This window comes from Poseidonibacter ostreae, from assembly GCF_009208075.1.
GTDB classification, from domain to species: Bacteria; Campylobacterota; Campylobacteria; order Campylobacterales; family Arcobacteraceae; genus Poseidonibacter; species Poseidonibacter ostreae.
This window is the reverse complement of the sequence record NZ_WFKJ01000012.1, coordinates 21,426-41,115: the sequence shown is the minus strand read 5'-3', so window position 1 is coordinate 41,115 and position 19,690 is coordinate 21,426. Positions and strand designations below refer to the sequence as shown.

Sequence of the window (19,690 nt, the reverse complement as noted above, 5' to 3'; positions counted from 1 at the left end):
AAGCAGAGTTTTACTCTACTTCAGCATCGATAACATCGTCATCGTCTTTTTTTGCTTTTTTATTTGGTTGTTCAGCACCTGCTTGGTCACCACCCTCTTTTTTATACATAGCTTCTGCTAATTTATGAGATTTTTCAGTTAAAGCTTTTACTTTTTCTTCAATTTGCTCTTTAGTAGCATTTTCATCTTTTAATAACTCTTCTAATTCAGCAGCTGAATCAATGATAGCTTTTGATTCTTCTTCAGAAACTGCATCAGGATTTTCTTCTAATGTTTTCTTAGTAGAATGTAATAATGAATCAGCTTGATTTCTTACTTCAATTACTTCTTTTTTCTTAGCATCAACTTCTTTGTTTGCTTCTGCTTCATTTACCATTTTTTCGATTTCTTCATCTGAAAGTCCAGATGAACCAGAAATAGTAATCTTATTCTCTTTTCCAGTTCCTTTATCTTTAGCAGATACATTTAAAACACCATTTGCATCAATATCAAATGTTACTTCAATTTGAGGCACACCTCTTGGAGCTGCAGGGATATCAGATAATTCAAACATACCTAAAGATTTATTATCTTTAGCAAATTCTCTCTCACCTTGACCTACGTGAATAGAAACTGCTGGTTGATTATCTTCAGCTGTTGAGAATACTTGAGATTTTTTAACAGGAATAGTAGTTCCCTTTTCGATTAACTTAGTTAAAACTCCACCTAAAGTTTCAATACCTAATGATAAAGGAGTAACGTCTAGTAATAATACATCTTTAACATCACCTTTTAATACACCAGCTTGAACAGCAGCACCAGCAGCAACAACTTCATCAGGGTTTACACCTTTATTTAAATCTTTACCGAAGAATTCTTTTACAATTTCATTTGCTTTTGGTAATCTAGTAGATCCACCAACCATAATAATCTCATCAATTTCATCTTTTTCTAAACCAGCATCTTTTAAAGCAACTTTGATATGGTCTAAAGTTTCAGTAATTAAATCTTCAGTCATTGATTCAAATTTTGCTCTTGTTAATGATTTAACTAAGTGAACAGGACCAGCTGAACCCATAGAAATAAATGGTAAATTGATTTCTGTTGATTCTGCTGAAGATAATTCTTTCTTAGCATTTTCAGCTGCATCTTTTAATCTTTGAAGTGCCATTTTGTCATTTTTAACATCAAAACCATTTTCAGCTTGGAATTCTGTTGCTAACCAATCAATAATTGCGTTATCAAAATCATCTCCACCTAAGAATGCATTACCATCTGTTGATAAAACTTCAAAAGTACCATCACCAATTTCAAGTGCAGTAACATCAAAAGTACCACCACCTAAATCATATACTAATACTTTTTCTTCTCCTTTTTTATCTAAACCATATGCTAATGAAGCAGCTGTTGGCTCATTAATAATTCTTAATACATTTAAACCAGCAATTGTTCCAGCTTCTTGAGTTGCTTTTCTTTGTGCATCATTGAAATAAGCTGGTACTGTAATAACTGCATCAGTAACAGGTGCACCTAAATATTCTTCTGCATCAGCTTTTAATTTACCTAAAATTTTTGCAGATACTTCTTGAGGAGTATAAATTTTATCTCCAATTTCAACTGCAGCTGCACCATTTCTATCAACAATTTTATAACCAACTTTAGATTGTGCTTCTTTAGCATTCTCTTCGTCCATCATTAATCCCATAATTCTTTTTACAGAATAGATTGTTTTTTCAGGATTTGTAATAGCTTGTCTTTTTGCAGGATCACCTACTAAAACTTCACCTTTATCAGTGAATGCAACAATTGAAGGAGTTGTATTTTTCCCCTCTTTATTAGGGATAATTTTAGCTTCTCCACCTTCGTAAACTGCCATACAAGAGTTAGTTGTACCTAAATCAATTCCAATTACTTTACTCATTTTTCTTCCTTATCAAGTTTTATTTTTTATTTAATTAATGTATTCTAGTTTTTTGACATTTCGGTCAACAAAAATCTATTTCTTACAAATACTTACCATTGCTGGTCTTAGTAATCTTTCTTTAAATTTATAACCTTTTTGAAGTCTTTGAACAATGTGTCCATCTTCATGATCTGGGCTATCTATTTGCATTACTGCATCGTGGAAGTTTGGATCAAACTCTCCATCAGTTTCAACTACTGAAATATCATGTTTTTCAAAAGCTGTGTAGAAGTTTTTGATTGTTAATTCAACACCTTCTTTTAATTTTGCTAATAGTTCATCACTTGGCATATCTTTTGCAGCTTCTTCTGCTGCTAGTGCCATTTCTAAAGAATCAATTGGTGCTAATAAATCTTTTGCAAATTTTTCACTTGCATAATCAATAGCATTATATTTCTCTTTTTCTAATCTTTTTTTAATATTTTCAAAATCTGCATGTACTCTTAAATATTTATCTTCTGCTTCTTTTAATTTAACTTCTAAATCAGCTTTTACACTTTCAATTGTTTCTTCAACAACTGGTGCTTCTTCTTCAACTAATACTTCTGTTTCATTTTCTAAAACTTCTTCTGTTTGTAATTCTTCTTTTTTTTCTTCACTCAAGTTCTTCTCCTAAAAAGTTGTAATTTTTTTATAAAAATATTCATAATTTTTTGGAAGTTGCCCAATTACAAGCATCTTCACATCTTCGTTATCAATTTTACAATAATGACAAATACCTATATAACCAATTGGTAAAAGGTTTTCAAAATATAAACCTTCTTCTAAATCATCTAAAATTTGTCCTTTTAGAAATCTATTAATAGTTAACTCATCAAAATCATAACTCAAAGCTAAATTCAAAAACTCTTTATAATTAAAGATTTCAAAATCTGAATTCTGTAATGTTTGATTTATAGCATCGCAAACATCATAAGCTCCAACATCTTTTGAAATTCGTAAGATATCTTTTAGAGTTAAACCTCTCATATCTTGTAAAAATCTATATAAAGCATCTGAAAATTTAACTGAAATTGCAAATGAAGAAAACTCTAATATCATATATTTATTCTCTACATTTAAAATCTCTTTTAATACATCTGATTTCTCTTTTTTAATAAAAACTGATACTTCTACTTCAGATGCATAATATTGTAATGCTTTTAAATTTATATCTGAAATATCAAAATTAAGTCTAGTATTCCAATACTCTTTTAAAGCTTCCGTAGTTGGAGTTCTTCCACTACTTATATGCTCTTGAGCTAAATAACCCTCATCGCCTAATTTTTTAAAATATCCTCTAATTGTTGCAGGAGAATAAGTGATATCATACATAGACTTTAACTGTGTAGAACCAATAGGCTCACAGTGTTCTATATATGCTTTAATAATAGACTGTAATAAAAACTCTTTTTTATCAATCATTTTACAACCATTTAAATTTATTAGCACTCATTGTCTTAAACTGCTAAAGAATTATAACCTATTGAGTGTATATTTGTCAAGTAGTTTTAAAATAAATTTTTTAAATTTAAGACAAGTACCTTAAATTGGGTATTTTCAACTTAAAGAACTTCTTAAATATTAGTGAAAATTACAAATTCTTATTATTATAAATATTTAACTACTTAAGCTTAAGTAAATTTTACATTTGCTAAATTTACAAACTTAATTGTAATTAACATATAACTTTTATGAAATTAATAAGCTTTTATTTTATATATCTTTATATGATATAATCTATTTTATATAAGTAAAAAAGGAGAAAGAATGAATAAAATTGTTACAGCAACACTTTTAGGTGCTTTAACTATTCCTGCATTTGCAGCTGAATTTGTAACTATTGGAACAGGTGGTGTTACAGGAACTTATTATCCAACAGGTGGTGCAATTTGTAGGCTTGTAAATAAGTATAAGAAAGAAACAAAGATAAGATGTTCTGTTGAATCAACTGGTGGCTCTGTTTATAATATTAATACTATTAAAAATGGTGAATTAGATTTTGGTATTGCGCAATCTGATGTTGTATATCAAGCATCAAATGGAACTGGTAAATTTGAGGGCAAAACTGTCAAGAAGTTAAAATCAGTAATGGCTATTTATCCTGAACTATTGACATTAGTTACAAGAAAAGATGCAAATATCAATGGTATTGCAGATGTTAAGGGAAAAAGAATTAACTTAGGAAATCCAGGAAGTGGTAATGAAGCAACTGCTTTAACTTTATTTGATGCAAGTGGAATCAAAAAAGATGATTTATCTTTTGCAGGTGCTTTAAAAGCTTCTGAAATGCCTGATGCATTAAGAGATAATAAAATTGATGGTTACTTCTATATGGTAGGACACCCTACTGCAAATATTAAAGATGCTTCAAACTCTGTTGATGTACAAATCACTCCTTTAAAAGGTGATAATATTGATGCATTAATTAAAAAGTATCCTTATTTTGCTAAAGCTGATGTTCCTGCTGGAATGTATAAAGGTAATCCTGATGCAGTTCCTACATTTGGTGTAAAAGCTGTTTTAGTTACTAGTGATGATGTAAGTGAAAAAGCTGTATATACTACAGTTAAAGCTATCTTAGAAAACTTTGATAAATTCAAAAAACTTCACCCTGCATATAATAATATTACAAAAGAATCTTTATTAGATGGACTTTCTGCTCCACTACATGAAGGTGCTAAAAAATACTTCAAAGAAGCAGGATTATTATAATCTTTATATCTTCAAAATTTTCAAGAGCTTCTGCTCTTGAAAGTAATTCTTATACTTCATTTAAATAAATTTAAATGAAGTATGACAATAATTTACAAAATACTAAAAGGATTTACTATGTCTGTTTATGAAGAAAAAGCTCATAAGCTTAGTGAATTAGAAAAAGAGCAAGCAAATGAATCAGAAGCAATTGTTAATGAGCTAGAAGGCCAAAGAGTCTTTGGAGCAGAACATTATGAATTCTGGTTAATTTCAGTAATAGCACTTTCTTGGTCACTATTTCAATTATATATTGTAGTTGAACCAATTAACTCTACAATCACTAGATCAATTCACTTATCATTTGCTATGTTTTTAGCATTTTTGATTTACCCTATGTTTAAAAAAACTTATTTCTTAAAAAAAATAAGATGGTTTGGCTTTACACTTACGGCCATTGGAGTTGGTACTGCTTCTTATATCGCAGTATTTTATGAAGAAATATCACAAAGACCTGGAGATTATATTGCCTTAGATATTATCGTTGCTTTAGTTGGTATTGTTATACTTTTAGAAGCAGGAAGAAGAGTCTTAGGACTTGCACTTAGTATTATTGCAATTGTATTTTTAGCTTATGATTTTTTAGGCCCTTATATGCCTGAACTTATTATTCATAAGGGTGCAAGTTTAAATAAATTAGCAGGTCATATGTTTTTAACAACTGAAGGAATTTTTGGAGTTCCTTTAGGTGTATCTGCTGGATTTGTTTTTCTTTTTGTTTTATTTGGTTCACTACTTGATAAAGCAGGAGCTGGTGAATATTTTATAAATCTTGCATTTGCAATGCTTGGAAAATATAGAGGAGGACCAGCAAAGGCTTCTGTTGTAGCATCTGGATTTACAGGAATTATTTCAGGTTCATCAATTGCAAATACAGTTACAACAGGTACATTTACAATTCCATTAATGAAAAAAGCAGGATTTAGACCAGAACAAGCAGGTGCTGTTGAAGTTGCTTCATCAACAAATGGACAGTTAATGCCACCTGTAATGGGAGCTGCTGCTTTTATTATTGCTGAATTTTTAGGAATGGCGTATACAGATGTAATTGTTGCAGCCTTTATTCCTGCTTTTGTTTCTTACTTTGCTCTATTTTATATTGTTCATTTAGAAGCACTAAAACTAGGTCTTAAAGGAATGAATAAAGAAGATATACCTCCTAAATGGGAAACTTTTATGAGAGGAATTCATTATTTAATTCCAATATTCTTCTTAATGTATACATTAATGGTATTAAGAGAATCAGCAGCTAGTGCTGCTTTTAATGCGATTATGTTACTTATGCTTTTAATGGTTGTGCAACATCCATTTAGAGCCTTTTTAGCAAAAGAGAAACTAACTAGAGATATTTATCTTAGCGGTTTTGTTGATATTTTAGCAGGAATGATAAGTGGTGCTAAAAATATGATACCAATTGCTATTGCAACTGCCTTAGCTGGTATTGTAGTTGGATCTATTACTCTTACTGGACTTGGTCAAGTATTATTAGAAGTAATTGAAACTTTATCAGGTGGAAATATATTTATTATTCTTATTCTTGCAGCTGTTGTTTCATTAATCTTAGGAATGGGATTACCTACGACTGCAAACTATATTGTAATGGCTTCATTAACTGCACCAGTAATTTTAATTCTTGCTCAAGATAATGGCTTTTTAATTCCAGCAATTGCTGCGCATTTATTTGTATTTTATTTTGGGATTCTAGCAGATGATACCCCACCTGTTGGGCTTGCAGCTTATGCAGCTGCTGGAATTGCAAAAGCAGATCCAATTAAAACAGGTATTCAAGGCTTTAAATATGATATTAGAACTGCAATTTTGCCGTTTATGTTCTTCTTTAACCCAGAATTATTATTAATTTCAGGAGTTGATGAGTTAAATCCAGCAAACCCTCAAGGATGGATTTGGATAACTAACCCTGTTGAGATTTTAGTAATCTTTACAACTGCATTTATAGGTATGGTAGCATTCTCTTGTGCAACTCAAGGATACTTTATTACAAGAACAAATATCTTTGAAAGATTAATTTTCTTGACTATTGTACCTTTTATGTTTTTACCAAAAATTATAGAATCGTATTTATCTTTACCAACACACTATTTATCTTATGCAATAGGATTAGGTATTTTCGCAATGATTTATATTTTTCAAAAAGCAAAAGTAAAAGCAGAAGAAACTTCACCTTCTGAAGTTAACTTATAAAAAAAGGGGAAAGAATTACTCTTTCCCCTTTTTTATATCAATAGTTTTTATTTATCTCTTACTTTATAAAAGGTTTTTCGATTATATATCCATAACCCTTATGTGAAACAATAAAATCATCATCAATAACTTTATCTTTTAATCTTTTCATTACTGTTCTAAAAGCAGAATCATTTGTTTCAATATCATTCCAAACTGCTTCTTTAAACTTCTCTACTGAGATAACTTCTCCAATAGATTTAATTAATACTTGTAAAATATCTAACTCTTTTTTTGAAAGTTTTACAATAGATTCATGGTTGTAAAGCTTATCATTTGATAAATCGTATGTATATGTTTTATTTAAAGTTACTAAATTTGTGTTTATATTAGCCTCTTTTTTATCTTCTAAAACTTCTTCTTTTGCTTTTTTTAGCATTTCCATCATATTATCAATATTTAATGGTTTTAGAAAATATCCTAAAACACGTAAATTAATTAATTTTAATAAATCTTCTTCATTTTTATGCGCACTTACAATTATAAATCTTTGATTAGGAATTACTTCTCTGATTAAATCAATCATTCCCATACCATCAACATTTGGCATTTTTAAGTCAGTTAGAACTAAGTCAAAAGTTTTATCATTTTCAATATTTTCTTTTAATATTGAAAATCCTTCTTCTCCATCACAAGCCAAAACTACTTCATCAAAAATAGTATTTAAATAAAAAGCAAGAGTTTTTCTTGCTACATCCTCATCTTCAACTAAAAGTACTCTTGTTGTCATATTACTCATTTTTCTTCTTCCATTTTGTTATTGTATTGATTATATCAAAACTTAAATTAACACTTTAATTTGATAATAAATTCAACTCCATCCTCTTTATTAAAAGCCTCAATTGTTCCTTGCATATTCTTTTCAATAATAGTTTTTGACATATAAAGGCCAATACCTGTACCTTGATTTTCAAACTTTGTTGTGAAGTAAGGTTCAAACATTTTTTCTAAGACACTCTGTTTTGCATTTCCACAATTATTTGATATTGAAATAATAATATGTTCTTCATCTTTTGAAACATTTATTAAAACTTTTGCTTTAAATTTTTCTTTTTTATCTTTTATTAGTTTTGCATCACTTGCATTATTTAAAATATTTACAATTACTTGCTCAAATTCATTTTCATAACTATCTATTTTTATATCAATACCTTTTATTTCTAAAGCTATATTATTTCTTTCAAATAGTGAGTTAATAATTTTAGAACTCTTAGTAATTGAGTCTTTAATATCAAATACTTTTTTATCTTTTGTTGGCTGGTAAAAATTTCTAAAATCATCTATTGTTTGTGACATATAATCAATTTGGATTTTTGCACTTTTTATAGAATCATTTAACTCTTCTTTTGAAAAGTTCTCAAAATTATCTCTAATAAAATATAGTAATAAATTGATATTATTTAAAGGTTGTCTCCATTGATGAGAAATATTTCCTAGCATTTCACCCATTGATGCTAGTTTGTTTTGTTGAACTAAAAGTCTATCTTTTTTAATATTTTTATCAACCTCTATTTCAACTTTTTGTTTTAGCTCTTCTTCATTTAATTTCATTTTTGTAATATCATTTAAATAACCGTATAAACTTATTACTTTACCATGGTCATCTTTGATTAGAATTGTACGATTATAAACCCATTTTATATTGTTTGAACTATCTATTATTCTATGGATATTAGTAAAAGAAGTAACATCATCTTTTATTGCTTTTTGTATTACTTCTTGTAATTTTGAAATATCATCTTTATGAACTAATTTAAAATACTCTATATTTCCATTTAAAAAATCATTTGCTTTATACCCATAGGTACTAATACTATTTGAGACAAACTTTACAGTTAACTTTTCATCATTAAGCCATCTAAAAACTACAATTCTTCCAAAGTCTGTTAATAGTTCCACATTACGAAGCTCTTTTGTAAGTTTCATCCTACTATCTATATCCATTGACATCATTAGCATTCTATTTGAGTTATCTTTTTTAAAAGCTTTTCCTCTTACTAATATCCATTTATATTGATTAGATTTTGCTTTTAATCTATATTCACAAGTAAAATTATCTGTTTTAGATTTTACATGAGCTTCAAACTTCTTCAGTACTTTTTCTTTGTCATCTTTGTGAATTAAAGCAAGCCACTGTTCAAAGTTTTGAACATCATCTCTTTTATAACCAAACATATCAAGCCATTTGTTAGAGAAAAAGATTTCATTTGTATCAAGATTAATATCCCATAAACCATCATTTGAAGCAATAATTGCTAATTCATATCTATCTTTCCATTTTTTATATAAAATACTTTTCGTTTCTATTCTCTTGTTATACCTATTAAAAATCGTATTAATAAATCTTGCAAAAAGATTAGATGTTGTAATTAATAAAAGAGCAACAAAGATAATTGTTAATAAACTCATAATTATCTTGTATTCATAATCACCTTTTATTTTTCGTATTTCATCTTCTAGAAAAGTCTCTTTTACAAATATTTCATATTGATATTTTTGAAAAGTATAAGCCAAACTTTTTTCTTTTATTGATTTAAAATCATCAATTTTATTTATACTAAGCTCTTTTCCTTTTCCATAATAATTAAAAACAGTTTGTTTATTTTTATCATAAAAACAAAAGTATGCATTATTAATATTTTTACTTTTTGCAATTATCGTATCATATATAACTTTTTTTGTTAAAAGATTCATATCATCAACTTTTGAAAAAGCTCCTAAAAATAGCTCTTTTTCTTTTACATATTTAAAGTAACTTAATTGGATATTTTGCTTTTTATTATCAATCCAATACATAAGGTTATTATCTCCCATATATTGAATATTATTTAACATATGTTTTCTAAACTTATTTGTGTTAATTTTTGAATTTGTAAGTCTTGCAAGATTTTCTACTAAAGCTCTTCCATGTAAAACATCATAATTTTTAGTATCAAAAAGCAAAAACTTAATATCTTTTTCTTTTTCAATACTTGTTATATACTCTTCAAGCTTTTCTAAATGAAGTTTTTTATGTTCAAATTTTGATGATTTTATATATCCATTTAACTCATAAACATTATTACTTAGTTCAATCTCAATATCATCAAAGTTTGCACTTGTATTGTATTTGATATTACTAATATAGTTTTTTAGTTCTTCTTTTTTATAAAAAGTTTCACTTTGAACTAAAAGTTTTGTTTTGTTTTTTTCTTGATAACTAAAAAATAAAAATGTAACTAAAGAAGAGATAAAAGCTAGAAATATTACAAAAATCAAAGGAGTATATACTATTTGATTTTGAATATCTGAAAGTGTATAAAACTTTTTCTTTTTTAAAAACATTTTAATATATCACTTTGGCTAAATATAAACCATTTGCTAAAGCAGGAAGCCTATGGATATTTTTTTCTTTTCTTAGTTGTGTTTTTAAATCCTCTATACTTAATTTTCCTTCAGAAATTTTAAGTAAAAAACCAACCATTAATCTTATTTGAGACCTTAAATATGAATTTGCAGTAAATTTAAATATATAAATATCTTTATATTTATAAAACTTAGTATCATACACTTCTCTAATAGTTATATCTTTATCACTACCTTGTTTATGAAAGTACTCAAAATCATGAACTCCAATAAACTCTTTTATCGCTTCTTTTATTTTCTTTTCATCTATATTTCTAACTTGTGTTATAAAATTATTGTTAAAGGCTGTGATATTTTTTGTAGTTACAAGATATCTATAAACTCTTTTCTTTGCATGAAATCTTGAGTGAAAATCATCTGCAACTTTTTTAATATGATGTATACGAATTGAAGATGGAAGTTGTTGATTTAAAGTAGCTTTTAACTTTGCAAAATCTGTCCAGAAATCAGGAATAATACAATTAAAAACTTGACCAGTTGCATGAACATCTTTATCAGTTCTACCACTTAAAATGATTTTTGTTTCAATATTTATTCTTTTAAAAGCTTTTAAAAGTTTGTCTTCTACAGTTTGATTATTTGGCTGTTTTTGTGAGCCTTTATATAAAGAACCATCATAAGAAATAAGAAATTTTAAGTTCATAAAATCTCCTAATACTCTTTTTGAACAGTTTTTGTATATAAAAAGTAAGTAGCTCCAAGCCAAATAGTAGGTATTAAATATAAAGCATGTAAAAGAATTGAATCTCCAATTGCTTTAATTAAAACATAGTATAAAACAACAGCTACAAGAGAATAAGAAACTGCTCTATTTTTTTCATATCTTGGATTGAAATATCCAAATGTAATCACTAAAAAAAGTGATAAAACAGGGAATAGAGATGTTAAAACAAAAAAGCTTAAATCATCAATATCAATATTTCTTTTTAATCTATCTTTCCAATATTCATATGTAGTTGTAAATCTTTCAATTTTACTACCTGCTATGGAATCATTAATATACATTGATTTAAAATCAATCTGATTTACTTCAGACTCATCTATATAAAAAGCTTTCCCCTCATTTAGTTTAAAACTAAGATCACCTTTATCATTACTCAAAACTGCTGTTTTACTTAAGATAAATTGGTCTTTTCCATCTTTTGTTTTAAATAGTTTTACTTCATCATAAACTTTATCTTCTTTACTTTTTATATAAATCAACCAATCCCCGAACTTTTGTCCAAATTCACTAGCTTTTATATTAAAGTTTGCCTCTTTTGTTTTTGCTTCTAAAAACTGTTTAGTTAAAAACTTTGTTTTAGGAATTAAACCAACTGATACAACTAATAATGAAGCAGATAACACAAGAGTTAAGGGTAGAAAAATCTTTAAAATCTTAACTGGATTTAAACCAAAAGAAGTGATAACCGTAAGTTCATACTCGCTTGAAAGTTTTGAAAGTGTTATTACAAGGGAAATAAAAAAAGAAATAGGCATAGTATAAAATAAAATTTGAGGAATTACATAAGCATATAATGTAAATAATTCTAAAAAGTTAATTGTGATAATAGATGTTAAAGAAGCAATTTTTACTAAAAAAACTATAGACGTAATAAAATATAAGCCTAAGAATATTGGGAAAAATGTAATTGCTAATTGTGAATATAAATATTGTTTTAATTTCAAAAAAGTACCTTTAAAATATTTTCTAAATCAAAAAAATAAACACTTAACATTCCTAGTATTAAATAAGGTATAAAAGGTGTTTGAATATCTTTTTTTACAAGATTAGAATAAATTGATGGTATTATAGCAAAAATTGCTGCTAAAAATATAGCTACAAGTGCACCTTTTATTCCTAAAATCACTGCAATCATTGCAATAATTGGAATATCCCCCTCTCCTAATGCTTCTTGATTTTTCAAATCTTCATCTTTTAGTAATCTTGCTTTTATATTTTGAATATAAAAAGTTATTATAAAATTTAGTAATACAAAGGCTCCAGAGAATAAAAAAGCATTTTTAAATGCTTCAAGTAAAGAAAATGAAGTAGCAAAAAAAGATAAAACTAATACAATTAAAAGTAAATAATCAGGAACAGCTTTATATTTAAAATCTATAAAAGAAAGAGTAATACAAACATAAAACAATAAACTCATATATAAAAACTCTGAACTAAGACCTAGTTTTATAAAAAGAGCAAGTGTTAAACTAGCACTTAATAATTCAACAATAAAATATTGAAAGGAGATTTTTGTTTTACAATAAGCACACTTTGCTCTTAGAAATAGAAAAGAAAAAAGAGGAATATTATAATACCAAGCAATTATATGATTGCAAGATGGACAGGAACTTCTAGGAGTCACAACAGATTTATTTAAAGGAAGACGTAAAATTAAAACATTTAAAAAAGAGCCAATAACTGCACCAAAGATGAAGCTAAATACCTCCAAATCTTCTCTCTCTACTGTTAAAATCACTTATAATATCATCTAATTCATTTTCATTAAAATCAGGCCAATATGTACTTGTAAAGAACATTTCAGCATAAGCATTTTGCCATAAAAGATAGTTTGAAAGTCTTATCTCTCCACTTGTTCTTATTAAAATATCAACATTTGGCATACCTGCTGTATCTAAGTTTGCTTCAATATTCTCTTCATTTACTTCAAGATTTTTTTCATTTACTTTTTTAACAGCTCTTACAATTTCATCTTTTGAACCATAGTTTAGGGCTAAAACTTGAGTTAGTTTTGTTCCATTTTTTGTTTTCTCTTCTGTCTCTTTAATAGTTTTTTGTAAAGATTTTGAAAATTTTGAAGTATCACCTATTGTTCTTAACTTTATCCCATTTTCTAAATATACTGCTAACTCTTGTTTTAAGTACTTCTCAAGTAATTTCATTAAAAATTCAACTTCTAATTTAGGTCTTTTCCAGTTTTCAGTTGAAAAGGCATATAAAGTTAAGTATTTAACTCCAATATGTCCGCAATGAGTTGTAATTTTTCTAACAACTTCAGCTCCAACACTATGTCCTGCTGTTCTTTTAAGATTTCTCTCTTTTGCCCATCTTCCGTTTCCATCCATAATCATGGCTATATGTGCAGGTGCGGTACTATGCATAATGAGAAAACTCTTTTTCTAAGTTTGTTAAAATATCTAAAGAAATATCTAGCTTAGAACCCTCAAATTTAAAGGAATTATCTTTTAAGATTAAATCAATTTTATTATCATCTTTTCCAAAACTATTTGCATCATCTAAAACATTTAAACAAACAGCATCTAAGCCCTTTTTTTCAAGCATTGATATAGCAGATTTAAGTGCAGTTGATTTATCCATTTCTGCTTTAAACCCTATTGTAATTAAATCACTTTTATCTAATGTTTCTAAGATATCAATATTTTGTTTTAACTCTAAATTCCAAATATCACCTATCATCTCTTTTTTCATTTTTCCACTTTGAGGAAATGATGGAATATAATCACTAACAGCAGCAACCATAAATAAAAATGCACGTTTTTGAATAAGCTCAGGTCTTGAATCATCCATTAATGTAGCTTTTGTTAAAGTTCCTTTTTTTGCAACTCTAATTGCATCAACTAAAAAGTTTTTCATCTCATCTGAACTTTGAGTTGAAATAATATGAATATCTTTAGGTAAGTTTTCATATCCACGTGAACTAACTAAGCAAACATCTGCACCTTTAAAATATAAAGCCTTAGCCATTGATGCTGCCATTTTTCCTGATGAGAAATTTGAAATATATCTAACCTCATCAATTTTTTCTAAGGTTCCACCACCACTTAATACAACTTTTCTATTTATCCAATACTCTTGTTTTAAAAGTTCTCTTGCTGTTGCATTAAAAATATCTTCTGGTTCTGCCATTGCTCCGTCACCAACATCTTTACAAACTAACTCTTTTGTTTGTGAAGAAAGAATCTCAAAGTTACAAAGCTTAAGCATTTTTAAACTAGCTTGTGTAATTGGGTTTTTAAGCATCATAGTATTAGCAGCAGGCGCTAAAAGTTTAACTCTTGGATATGCAAGTGCAGTTTGAAGAAGTAAATTGTCCGCTAAACCATTTGATAGCTTATTAATTGTATTTGCAGAACATGGAGCAAGAACAAAAATATCAGACCATTTTCCTATATCAATATGATTATAATCTTGATTTTTATCCCAGTTTTCATTTTTCTCTTCTAGGACTTTACTTTGTGATATTGCTTCAAAAGTTATAGGTGAAATAAATTTTTTCGCACCCTCTGTCATTATTACACGTACCTTTGCACCTGCTTTTATATAAAGTCTAATTAATTCTAAACTTTTATAAATTGCAATTGAACCTGTAACACCAACAAGTATTTTCTTATCTTTTAATAACATATCATTTATCTTTATTTTAATTTTGTCTTATTTCTTTTTTTCACTAAAGTGCTTATCATAATATCCAGTAACAACTCTTTTCTTTGCACGGCTTGTATATAATTCACCCTCTTTTACATCAGATGTTACTGTACTTCCTGCACCTATCATAGTATTATCTTCAATAGTAACTGGTGCTATAAACTGTGTATCTGAACCTACAAATACATTTTTACCAATAATTGTTTTGTATTTATTAACACCATCATAATTACAAGTAATTGTTCCACAACCTATATTTGTTCCCTCATTGATTTCACAATCTCCAAGATATGTTAAATGTCCTGCTTTTACACCATTTAATAAGGCTTTTTTAGTCTCAACAAAATTTCCTAAATGTGTTTCATTTAACTCGCTACCTGGTCGAACCCTTGCCATTGGTCCAATATCAGAGTCTTTAATTACAGAATCTTCAACTATAGAGTTTGTTTTAATATGAGAGTTTATAATCTTTGCATTTCCTAAAAGTGTAACGCCATTTTCTAAAATAGATTCACCTTCAATTTCTACGCCCTCTTCTATATAAATAGTATCAGGTAATCTCATAATAACACCAGCTTTTAAAAATTCATTTTTAATTCTATTTTGGTGAATTACTTCAGAATCTGCTAATTCTACTTTTGAATTAACACCTTTAAAGTTTTCTTCATTTACTGCAAGTGGTTTTAAAATTTTACCTTGAGTAATTGCTAATTCGATTAAGTCTGTAATATAGTATTCTGCTTGTGCATTATCATTTGAAAGTTTTGGTAAGTTCTCAAGTAAGAACTTTGTATTAAACTGATAAATTCCTGCATTTGCAGTAGTAACTGCTAACTCAGATTCATTTGCATCTTTTTGTTCAACAATTTTTTTAACAGCTCCATTTTCAACAATAACTCTACCATAACCATCTGCACTTTCAAGTTCTAATACAGACATTACAATAGTTGCATCAATATCAAACTTTTTAAGTTCTTGCGCTTGAATTAAAGGCATATCTCCATTTAAAACTAATACTTCTTCGTACTTTGGAGTTATTCCCATAACAGCTCCACCAGTACCTGGATAGTTTGCATGGTCTTGAATCACATAGTTTATATTTGAGAAATATTTTTCCATCTCTTTTTGAACACGTGCTGCTTGATGAAATAAAACAACTGTAATATCATCACTTAATTTTAAAGCTTCTTTAATTGAATAATACAACATTTCTTTACCAGAGATTTTATGTAAAACCTTTGGCGTTGTTGATTTCATTCGTGTGCCTGCACCTGCTGCTAATATGATTATAGACTTGTTATTCAATTTTTATCCTTCTAATGCTTCATTGATTTCTTGTTTCGTATTTTCTACTACTTCTTCTAATGCTTTTTGCATTTTATCATCAATAATATTATTTATTAATAATTTATCAAGATTTTTTTCTTTTTCTTTTAAAAACATTGCAACTTTCTTGCTTTTCTTGTTTTTATTGTACATTAGTACACCAGATTTAATAAGTGTTACTGCTAAATCAACATGGTTAAATAGTGCTGCATAATTTAAAAGTGTGAAACCTGATTTATCTACTTGATTAATATCTGCACCAGCTGCTATTAACCATCTTGCAATTTTATTATTGCCATTCCATTGTGTATGATGAAGAGCTGTTCTTCCTTGTTTATCTCTTAGAGTTAAATCTGCTTTTTTTGTAAGAAGTTTTTCTACTACTGCTAAGTCATCAGCAATTACTGTTTTATGAAAGACTGTATAACCACTTTTATCTTGAATATCTACATTTACTCTAAACTTTAATAAAAATACTAAACGCTCTAAAAAAAGTTCTCTCTCTTTAGCATCCTCAAGTTTTAGTCCATGGTCTACTAAAGTTGATAAAGGAGTATTTCCCTCATTATCAACCACATTAGGATTTATACCATAATTAAAAAGTTGTCTTAATGTGTCAAAATCGTTATAGATAATTACATCAAATAAAATATTTCTTCCATCTGATCTTTTTTTATCTAAATTTGGTCTGTAATTTAGCATCTTTTTAAATAATGCAAAATAATCCTCTTCTTCGTAAATATTTGGATACTTTTCAAAGTTTTCTTCTTTAAATCCTTTTTGAATTAACATAATTTCTACTAAATCATCAATAATAGTTTTCTCATCTGCATCCATTAATTCAATATCTGCACCATTTTTAACTAAGAAATGAATCATTTTATAGTTTGAATTGCCTTTCATTATTTCATTTAATAATAATGTCTTACCATTTATATTTTTTACATTAACATCAGCACCACAATCAATTAAAAAAGATATATGTTCATAATTTTTCTTTTCAACTTCTTTACTTAATGTTGTAAGTCCATATTCATCCATTTTATTTATATCAAGGCCATTTTCAATTAAAATACGAGCTAATTCTAGATATTTTGTCTCTTTTGTAATTAGAGAATAATTACCCTCAAGTTGTGACAATTGTTTAGGAGTTTGAAGTTGTAAGGAAATAATATATAAAAGTTCATCTAAGATATTTTCACCATTTATATCTATTTGATTAATATTTATTTTTTTCTTAATCATTAGCTTTAAGATATCAATATTTTTTGTACCCAATAACATAGTATTAAATAATACATTTCGTCCATGATTATCCAAACTATTTAAGTTCATTCCAAAACTTATTAATATTTCTGCAATTTTTGTATTCTCTTTTAAAACTGCATTAAAAAGTGGTGTTTCATTGTTTTCATCAGTAATATCTATATCTTTTATATGATTTACTAACTCTCTTATAATGTCTACATTTCCACCCTCAACTGCATCAAATAATACAGTTCTACCATAACTATCCAAATCATCATAATTAGGATGAAAAGACATTAGTATTTGAAAAATTTTATAATTTCCCTCTAAGGCAACATCTTGAAGAATTGTCCTATTACTTGAGTTTTTATGATTGATATCAAAACCATTTTCTAGTAAAAACCTAATCATTACACCATCAGTACGATTTATAGCATCGTCTAAAACTGTTCGCCCGTATTTATCTTCTACACTTAAATTAATACCATTTTTTATTAAAATTTTTATTGCTTCAAATTTTTTCTTTGCACATAGAGAAAAAAGAATCGTTCTTCCATTCTCATCTATTGTATTAATTTCTCTTCCATTATCAATATCTTTTTGGATTCTTTGTATATTAATATCATCACTAAATAGCTCTTTTTGAAAAGATTCTTTGGTGCTATTTTTGAATAACTTGAACATAAAAAAACTCCTTTCTTAAGATATTGCTTTGTAATATTAGTAATATTTTAACTAATTTTCTATTAAAATATTTTATCAAGACTAATCACGTCTTCTTCTTCGTGGTTTAAATTCACTTCTTGCACGTCTAGGTCTTAACTCTTTTTCATTTCTTGTTGATGAAGTTTTTTCATCTCTTCTTGGTCTTCTTTCCTCATTTGTTTTTCTTTTAAAGTCATTTCTTCTTGGAGTATCAATTTGAATGATTTTTCCTTTTAACGAGTTTTCTATAAATGAGTTGAAAGTGTTTCTTAAAATATAAGCTTTATCATGGTCTGGGAATATTTCAGGTAGTTTATACGAAAGCCATAAATATAAAGATATTTTTTTTACCTCATCTTCAACAAGTAATAAATCTTTTTGAGTTATCGCTTTTTTCGGCAAGGTAATAGATGGTTTATAGTTACAAACTTTTTGTTTTACAACAGCTGCTATATAAGCTTCATAAGCTTGCAGGATAATAGGTGACCTTGTTGTGATTGGAGCTTGTGCTAATAAATACTTATCTTCAAGCTTCATAGAAAATCTTGTATCAACTATTTTTGAAGCTGTTATCATAGATGAAATATTTGCAGCTATAAAGGGTCCTGAAAATGACATATTTTCAGCAAAGAACTTTAATATTTTTGTTAAAGATGTAGTTTTAATATGTGAAGATAAAGATTCTAATTGTTGAGCATTTATCTTAACTCTAAAAGGTGGTTTTATAGTTTTAATTGGCTGTTTATATTCTTGGCTTATATGCTTTAAAATATCTCGCCTAGTTGCGCCTAAAAACCCAGCTTCAAAATGTCCATATCTTCCTGCACGACCTGCTATTTGAACTATTTCATTTACTGTAATTTTTCTTCTTGATACTCCATCAAATTTTGTATCAGTTGTAAAAAGAATAGTTTTTATAGGAAGATTTAAACCCATTGCAATTGCATCAGTTGCTATTAGAATTTGGCTTTTATTTTCTCTAAATTTTCTTGCTTCATCTCGTCTTACTTCAGGTGAAAGGTTTCCATATATTACAGACACTGTATAGTTTTTCTTAAGTCTATGTCTAAGTTTTAAAACATCTGCCCTTGAAAAAGCAATCAACGCAGTTCCATCTTCTAGATTATCTAAAGATGTATATTTTTCATTTACCTTTAGTTCTGTTTTTCTTTTATGTCTTACAACTTCAAGCTCTTCGCCTAAATAAGTAGCGATTTTTTTAATAGCTTCAAGTGCATTTACACTTCCTGTCATTATTACTTTTTTAGCAGGACAACCAATAATTGCATTAACCCAAGCCCAACCTCTATCTATATCATCAAGCATTTGAACTTCATCAATAACTGCCACATCAACATCTAAGTCATAATCAATCATCTCAATAGTTGAACATACATGAGCAGCATCTTCATTTAACATCTGTTCTTCACCAGTGATTAATGAAGCTTCAATACCATCTTTTTTTAAGCCCTCATAACCCTCAAGTGCTAATAATCGTAAAGGTGCTAAATAAAGTCCTGAATTTGCTTGCTTTAATTTTTCCATTGCATTATATGTTTTACCTGAGTTTGTAGGACCCACGTAAAATTCTAGTTTTCTATTTAAGCTTCGTGCTAGAGGATATAATTCTTTTAAATCACAGTTTAATAAAGTGTGTAGTTGTTCTTGCCAATTTTCTTTCATGTGCGTATTATAATCAA

At 27.7% G+C, this 19,690-nt stretch carries 15 protein-coding genes; 2 read left to right on the top strand and 13 right to left on the bottom strand.

Annotated features, from left to right (window positions below):
* Positions 1–10 precede the first annotated feature (10 nt).
* The 3 genes from dnaK to GBG18_RS05685 all read right to left on the bottom strand — a co-directional run bounded on the left by dnaK (position 11) and on the right by GBG18_RS05685 (position 3,346).
* Entirely contained in the window at positions 11–1,900 is a 1,890-nt protein-coding gene (gene dnaK / locus GBG18_RS05695) for a molecular chaperone DnaK (RefSeq protein ID WP_152189206.1), read from the bottom strand.
* Positions 1,901–1,975: 75 nt separating this feature from the next.
* Positions 1,976–2,545, bottom strand: coding sequence for a nucleotide exchange factor GrpE (gene grpE, locus GBG18_RS05690; RefSeq protein ID WP_152189204.1), 570 nt, complete (start codon positions 2,543–2,545; stop codon positions 1,976–1,978).
* 9 nt (positions 2,546–2,554) lie between these two features.
* Positions 2,555–3,346, bottom strand: a complete 792-nt coding sequence (locus GBG18_RS05685) for a heat-shock protein (RefSeq protein WP_152189203.1) — start codon at positions 3,344–3,346, stop codon at positions 2,555–2,557.
* Positions 3,347–3,691: 345 nt separating this feature from the next.
* Between GBG18_RS05685 and GBG18_RS05680 the strand changes: the two genes are divergently transcribed.
* Together GBG18_RS05680 and GBG18_RS05675 are read left to right on the top strand one after the other, a co-directional pair.
* A complete protein-coding gene (locus GBG18_RS05680) occupies positions 3,692–4,636 on the top strand; it encodes a TAXI family TRAP transporter solute-binding subunit (protein ID WP_152189201.1) in 945 nt (314 codons plus the stop codon).
* A gap of 117 nt (positions 4,637–4,753) precedes the next feature.
* Positions 4,754–6,877 (top strand): TRAP transporter permease, encoded by a 2,124-nt coding sequence (locus GBG18_RS05675; RefSeq protein ID WP_152189199.1) that lies wholly within the window; start codon positions 4,754–4,756, stop codon positions 6,875–6,877.
* A gap of 58 nt (positions 6,878–6,935) precedes the next feature.
* On the opposite strand, the gene GBG18_RS05670 is transcribed toward GBG18_RS05675, so the two are convergent.
* From GBG18_RS05670 to GBG18_RS05625, 10 genes are all read right to left on the bottom strand, one after another.
* The gene (locus GBG18_RS05670; RefSeq protein WP_152189198.1) at positions 6,936–7,655 is read right to left on the bottom strand and encodes a response regulator transcription factor; all 720 of its coding nucleotides are present in this window, start codon (positions 7,653–7,655) and stop codon (positions 6,936–6,938) included.
* Positions 7,656–7,702: 47 nt separating this feature from the next.
* Positions 7,703–10,240 carry a PAS domain-containing protein gene (locus tag GBG18_RS05665; RefSeq protein ID WP_152189196.1) on the bottom strand — a complete coding sequence of 846 codons (2,538 nt, stop codon included), beginning with the start codon at positions 10,238–10,240 and terminating at the stop codon, positions 7,703–7,705.
* A 1-nt stretch (position 10,241) separates the two neighbouring features.
* Positions 10,242–10,964, bottom strand: coding sequence for a tRNA pseudouridine(38-40) synthase TruA (gene truA / locus GBG18_RS05660; protein WP_152189194.1), 723 nt, complete (start codon positions 10,962–10,964; stop codon positions 10,242–10,244).
* A gap of 8 nt (positions 10,965–10,972) precedes the next feature.
* Entirely contained in the window at positions 10,973–11,989 is a 1,017-nt protein-coding gene (locus GBG18_RS05655; RefSeq protein ID WP_152189192.1) for an LptF/LptG family permease, read from the bottom strand.
* Positions 11,986–12,783 carry a prepilin peptidase gene (locus tag GBG18_RS05650; RefSeq protein ID WP_226896404.1) on the bottom strand — a complete coding sequence of 266 codons (798 nt, stop codon included), beginning with the start codon at positions 12,781–12,783 and terminating at the stop codon, positions 11,986–11,988. The genes GBG18_RS05655 and GBG18_RS05650 overlap by 4 nt, the downstream gene beginning before the upstream one ends.
* Positions 12,743–13,426 (bottom strand): di-trans,poly-cis-decaprenylcistransferase, encoded by a 684-nt coding sequence (locus GBG18_RS05645; RefSeq protein WP_152189190.1) that lies wholly within the window; start codon positions 13,424–13,426, stop codon positions 12,743–12,745. Before GBG18_RS05645 ends, GBG18_RS05650 begins: the two co-directional genes overlap by 41 nt.
* A complete protein-coding gene (coaBC, locus tag GBG18_RS05640; RefSeq protein ID WP_152189189.1) occupies positions 13,419–14,690 on the bottom strand; it encodes a bifunctional phosphopantothenoylcysteine decarboxylase/phosphopantothenate--cysteine ligase CoaBC in 1,272 nt (423 codons plus the stop codon). The genes GBG18_RS05645 and coaBC overlap by 8 nt, the downstream gene beginning before the upstream one ends.
* 27 nt (positions 14,691–14,717) lie before the next feature.
* Complete coding sequence (gene glmU / locus GBG18_RS05635; RefSeq protein WP_152189187.1) at positions 14,718–16,016, bottom strand: bifunctional UDP-N-acetylglucosamine diphosphorylase/glucosamine-1-phosphate N-acetyltransferase GlmU; 1,299 nt, start codon at positions 16,014–16,016, stop codon at positions 14,718–14,720.
* A gap of 3 nt (positions 16,017–16,019) precedes the next feature.
* Positions 16,020–17,969: an ankyrin repeat domain-containing protein gene (locus tag GBG18_RS05630; RefSeq protein ID WP_152189185.1), complete on the bottom strand. Its 1,950-nt coding sequence runs from the start codon at positions 17,967–17,969 to the stop codon at positions 16,020–16,022.
* Positions 17,970–18,050: 81 nt separating this feature from the next.
* Positions 18,051–19,673 carry a helicase-related protein gene (locus GBG18_RS05625; RefSeq protein ID WP_152189183.1) on the bottom strand — a complete coding sequence of 541 codons (1,623 nt, stop codon included), beginning with the start codon at positions 19,671–19,673 and terminating at the stop codon, positions 18,051–18,053.
* Positions 19,674–19,690: the final 17 nt, after the last annotated feature.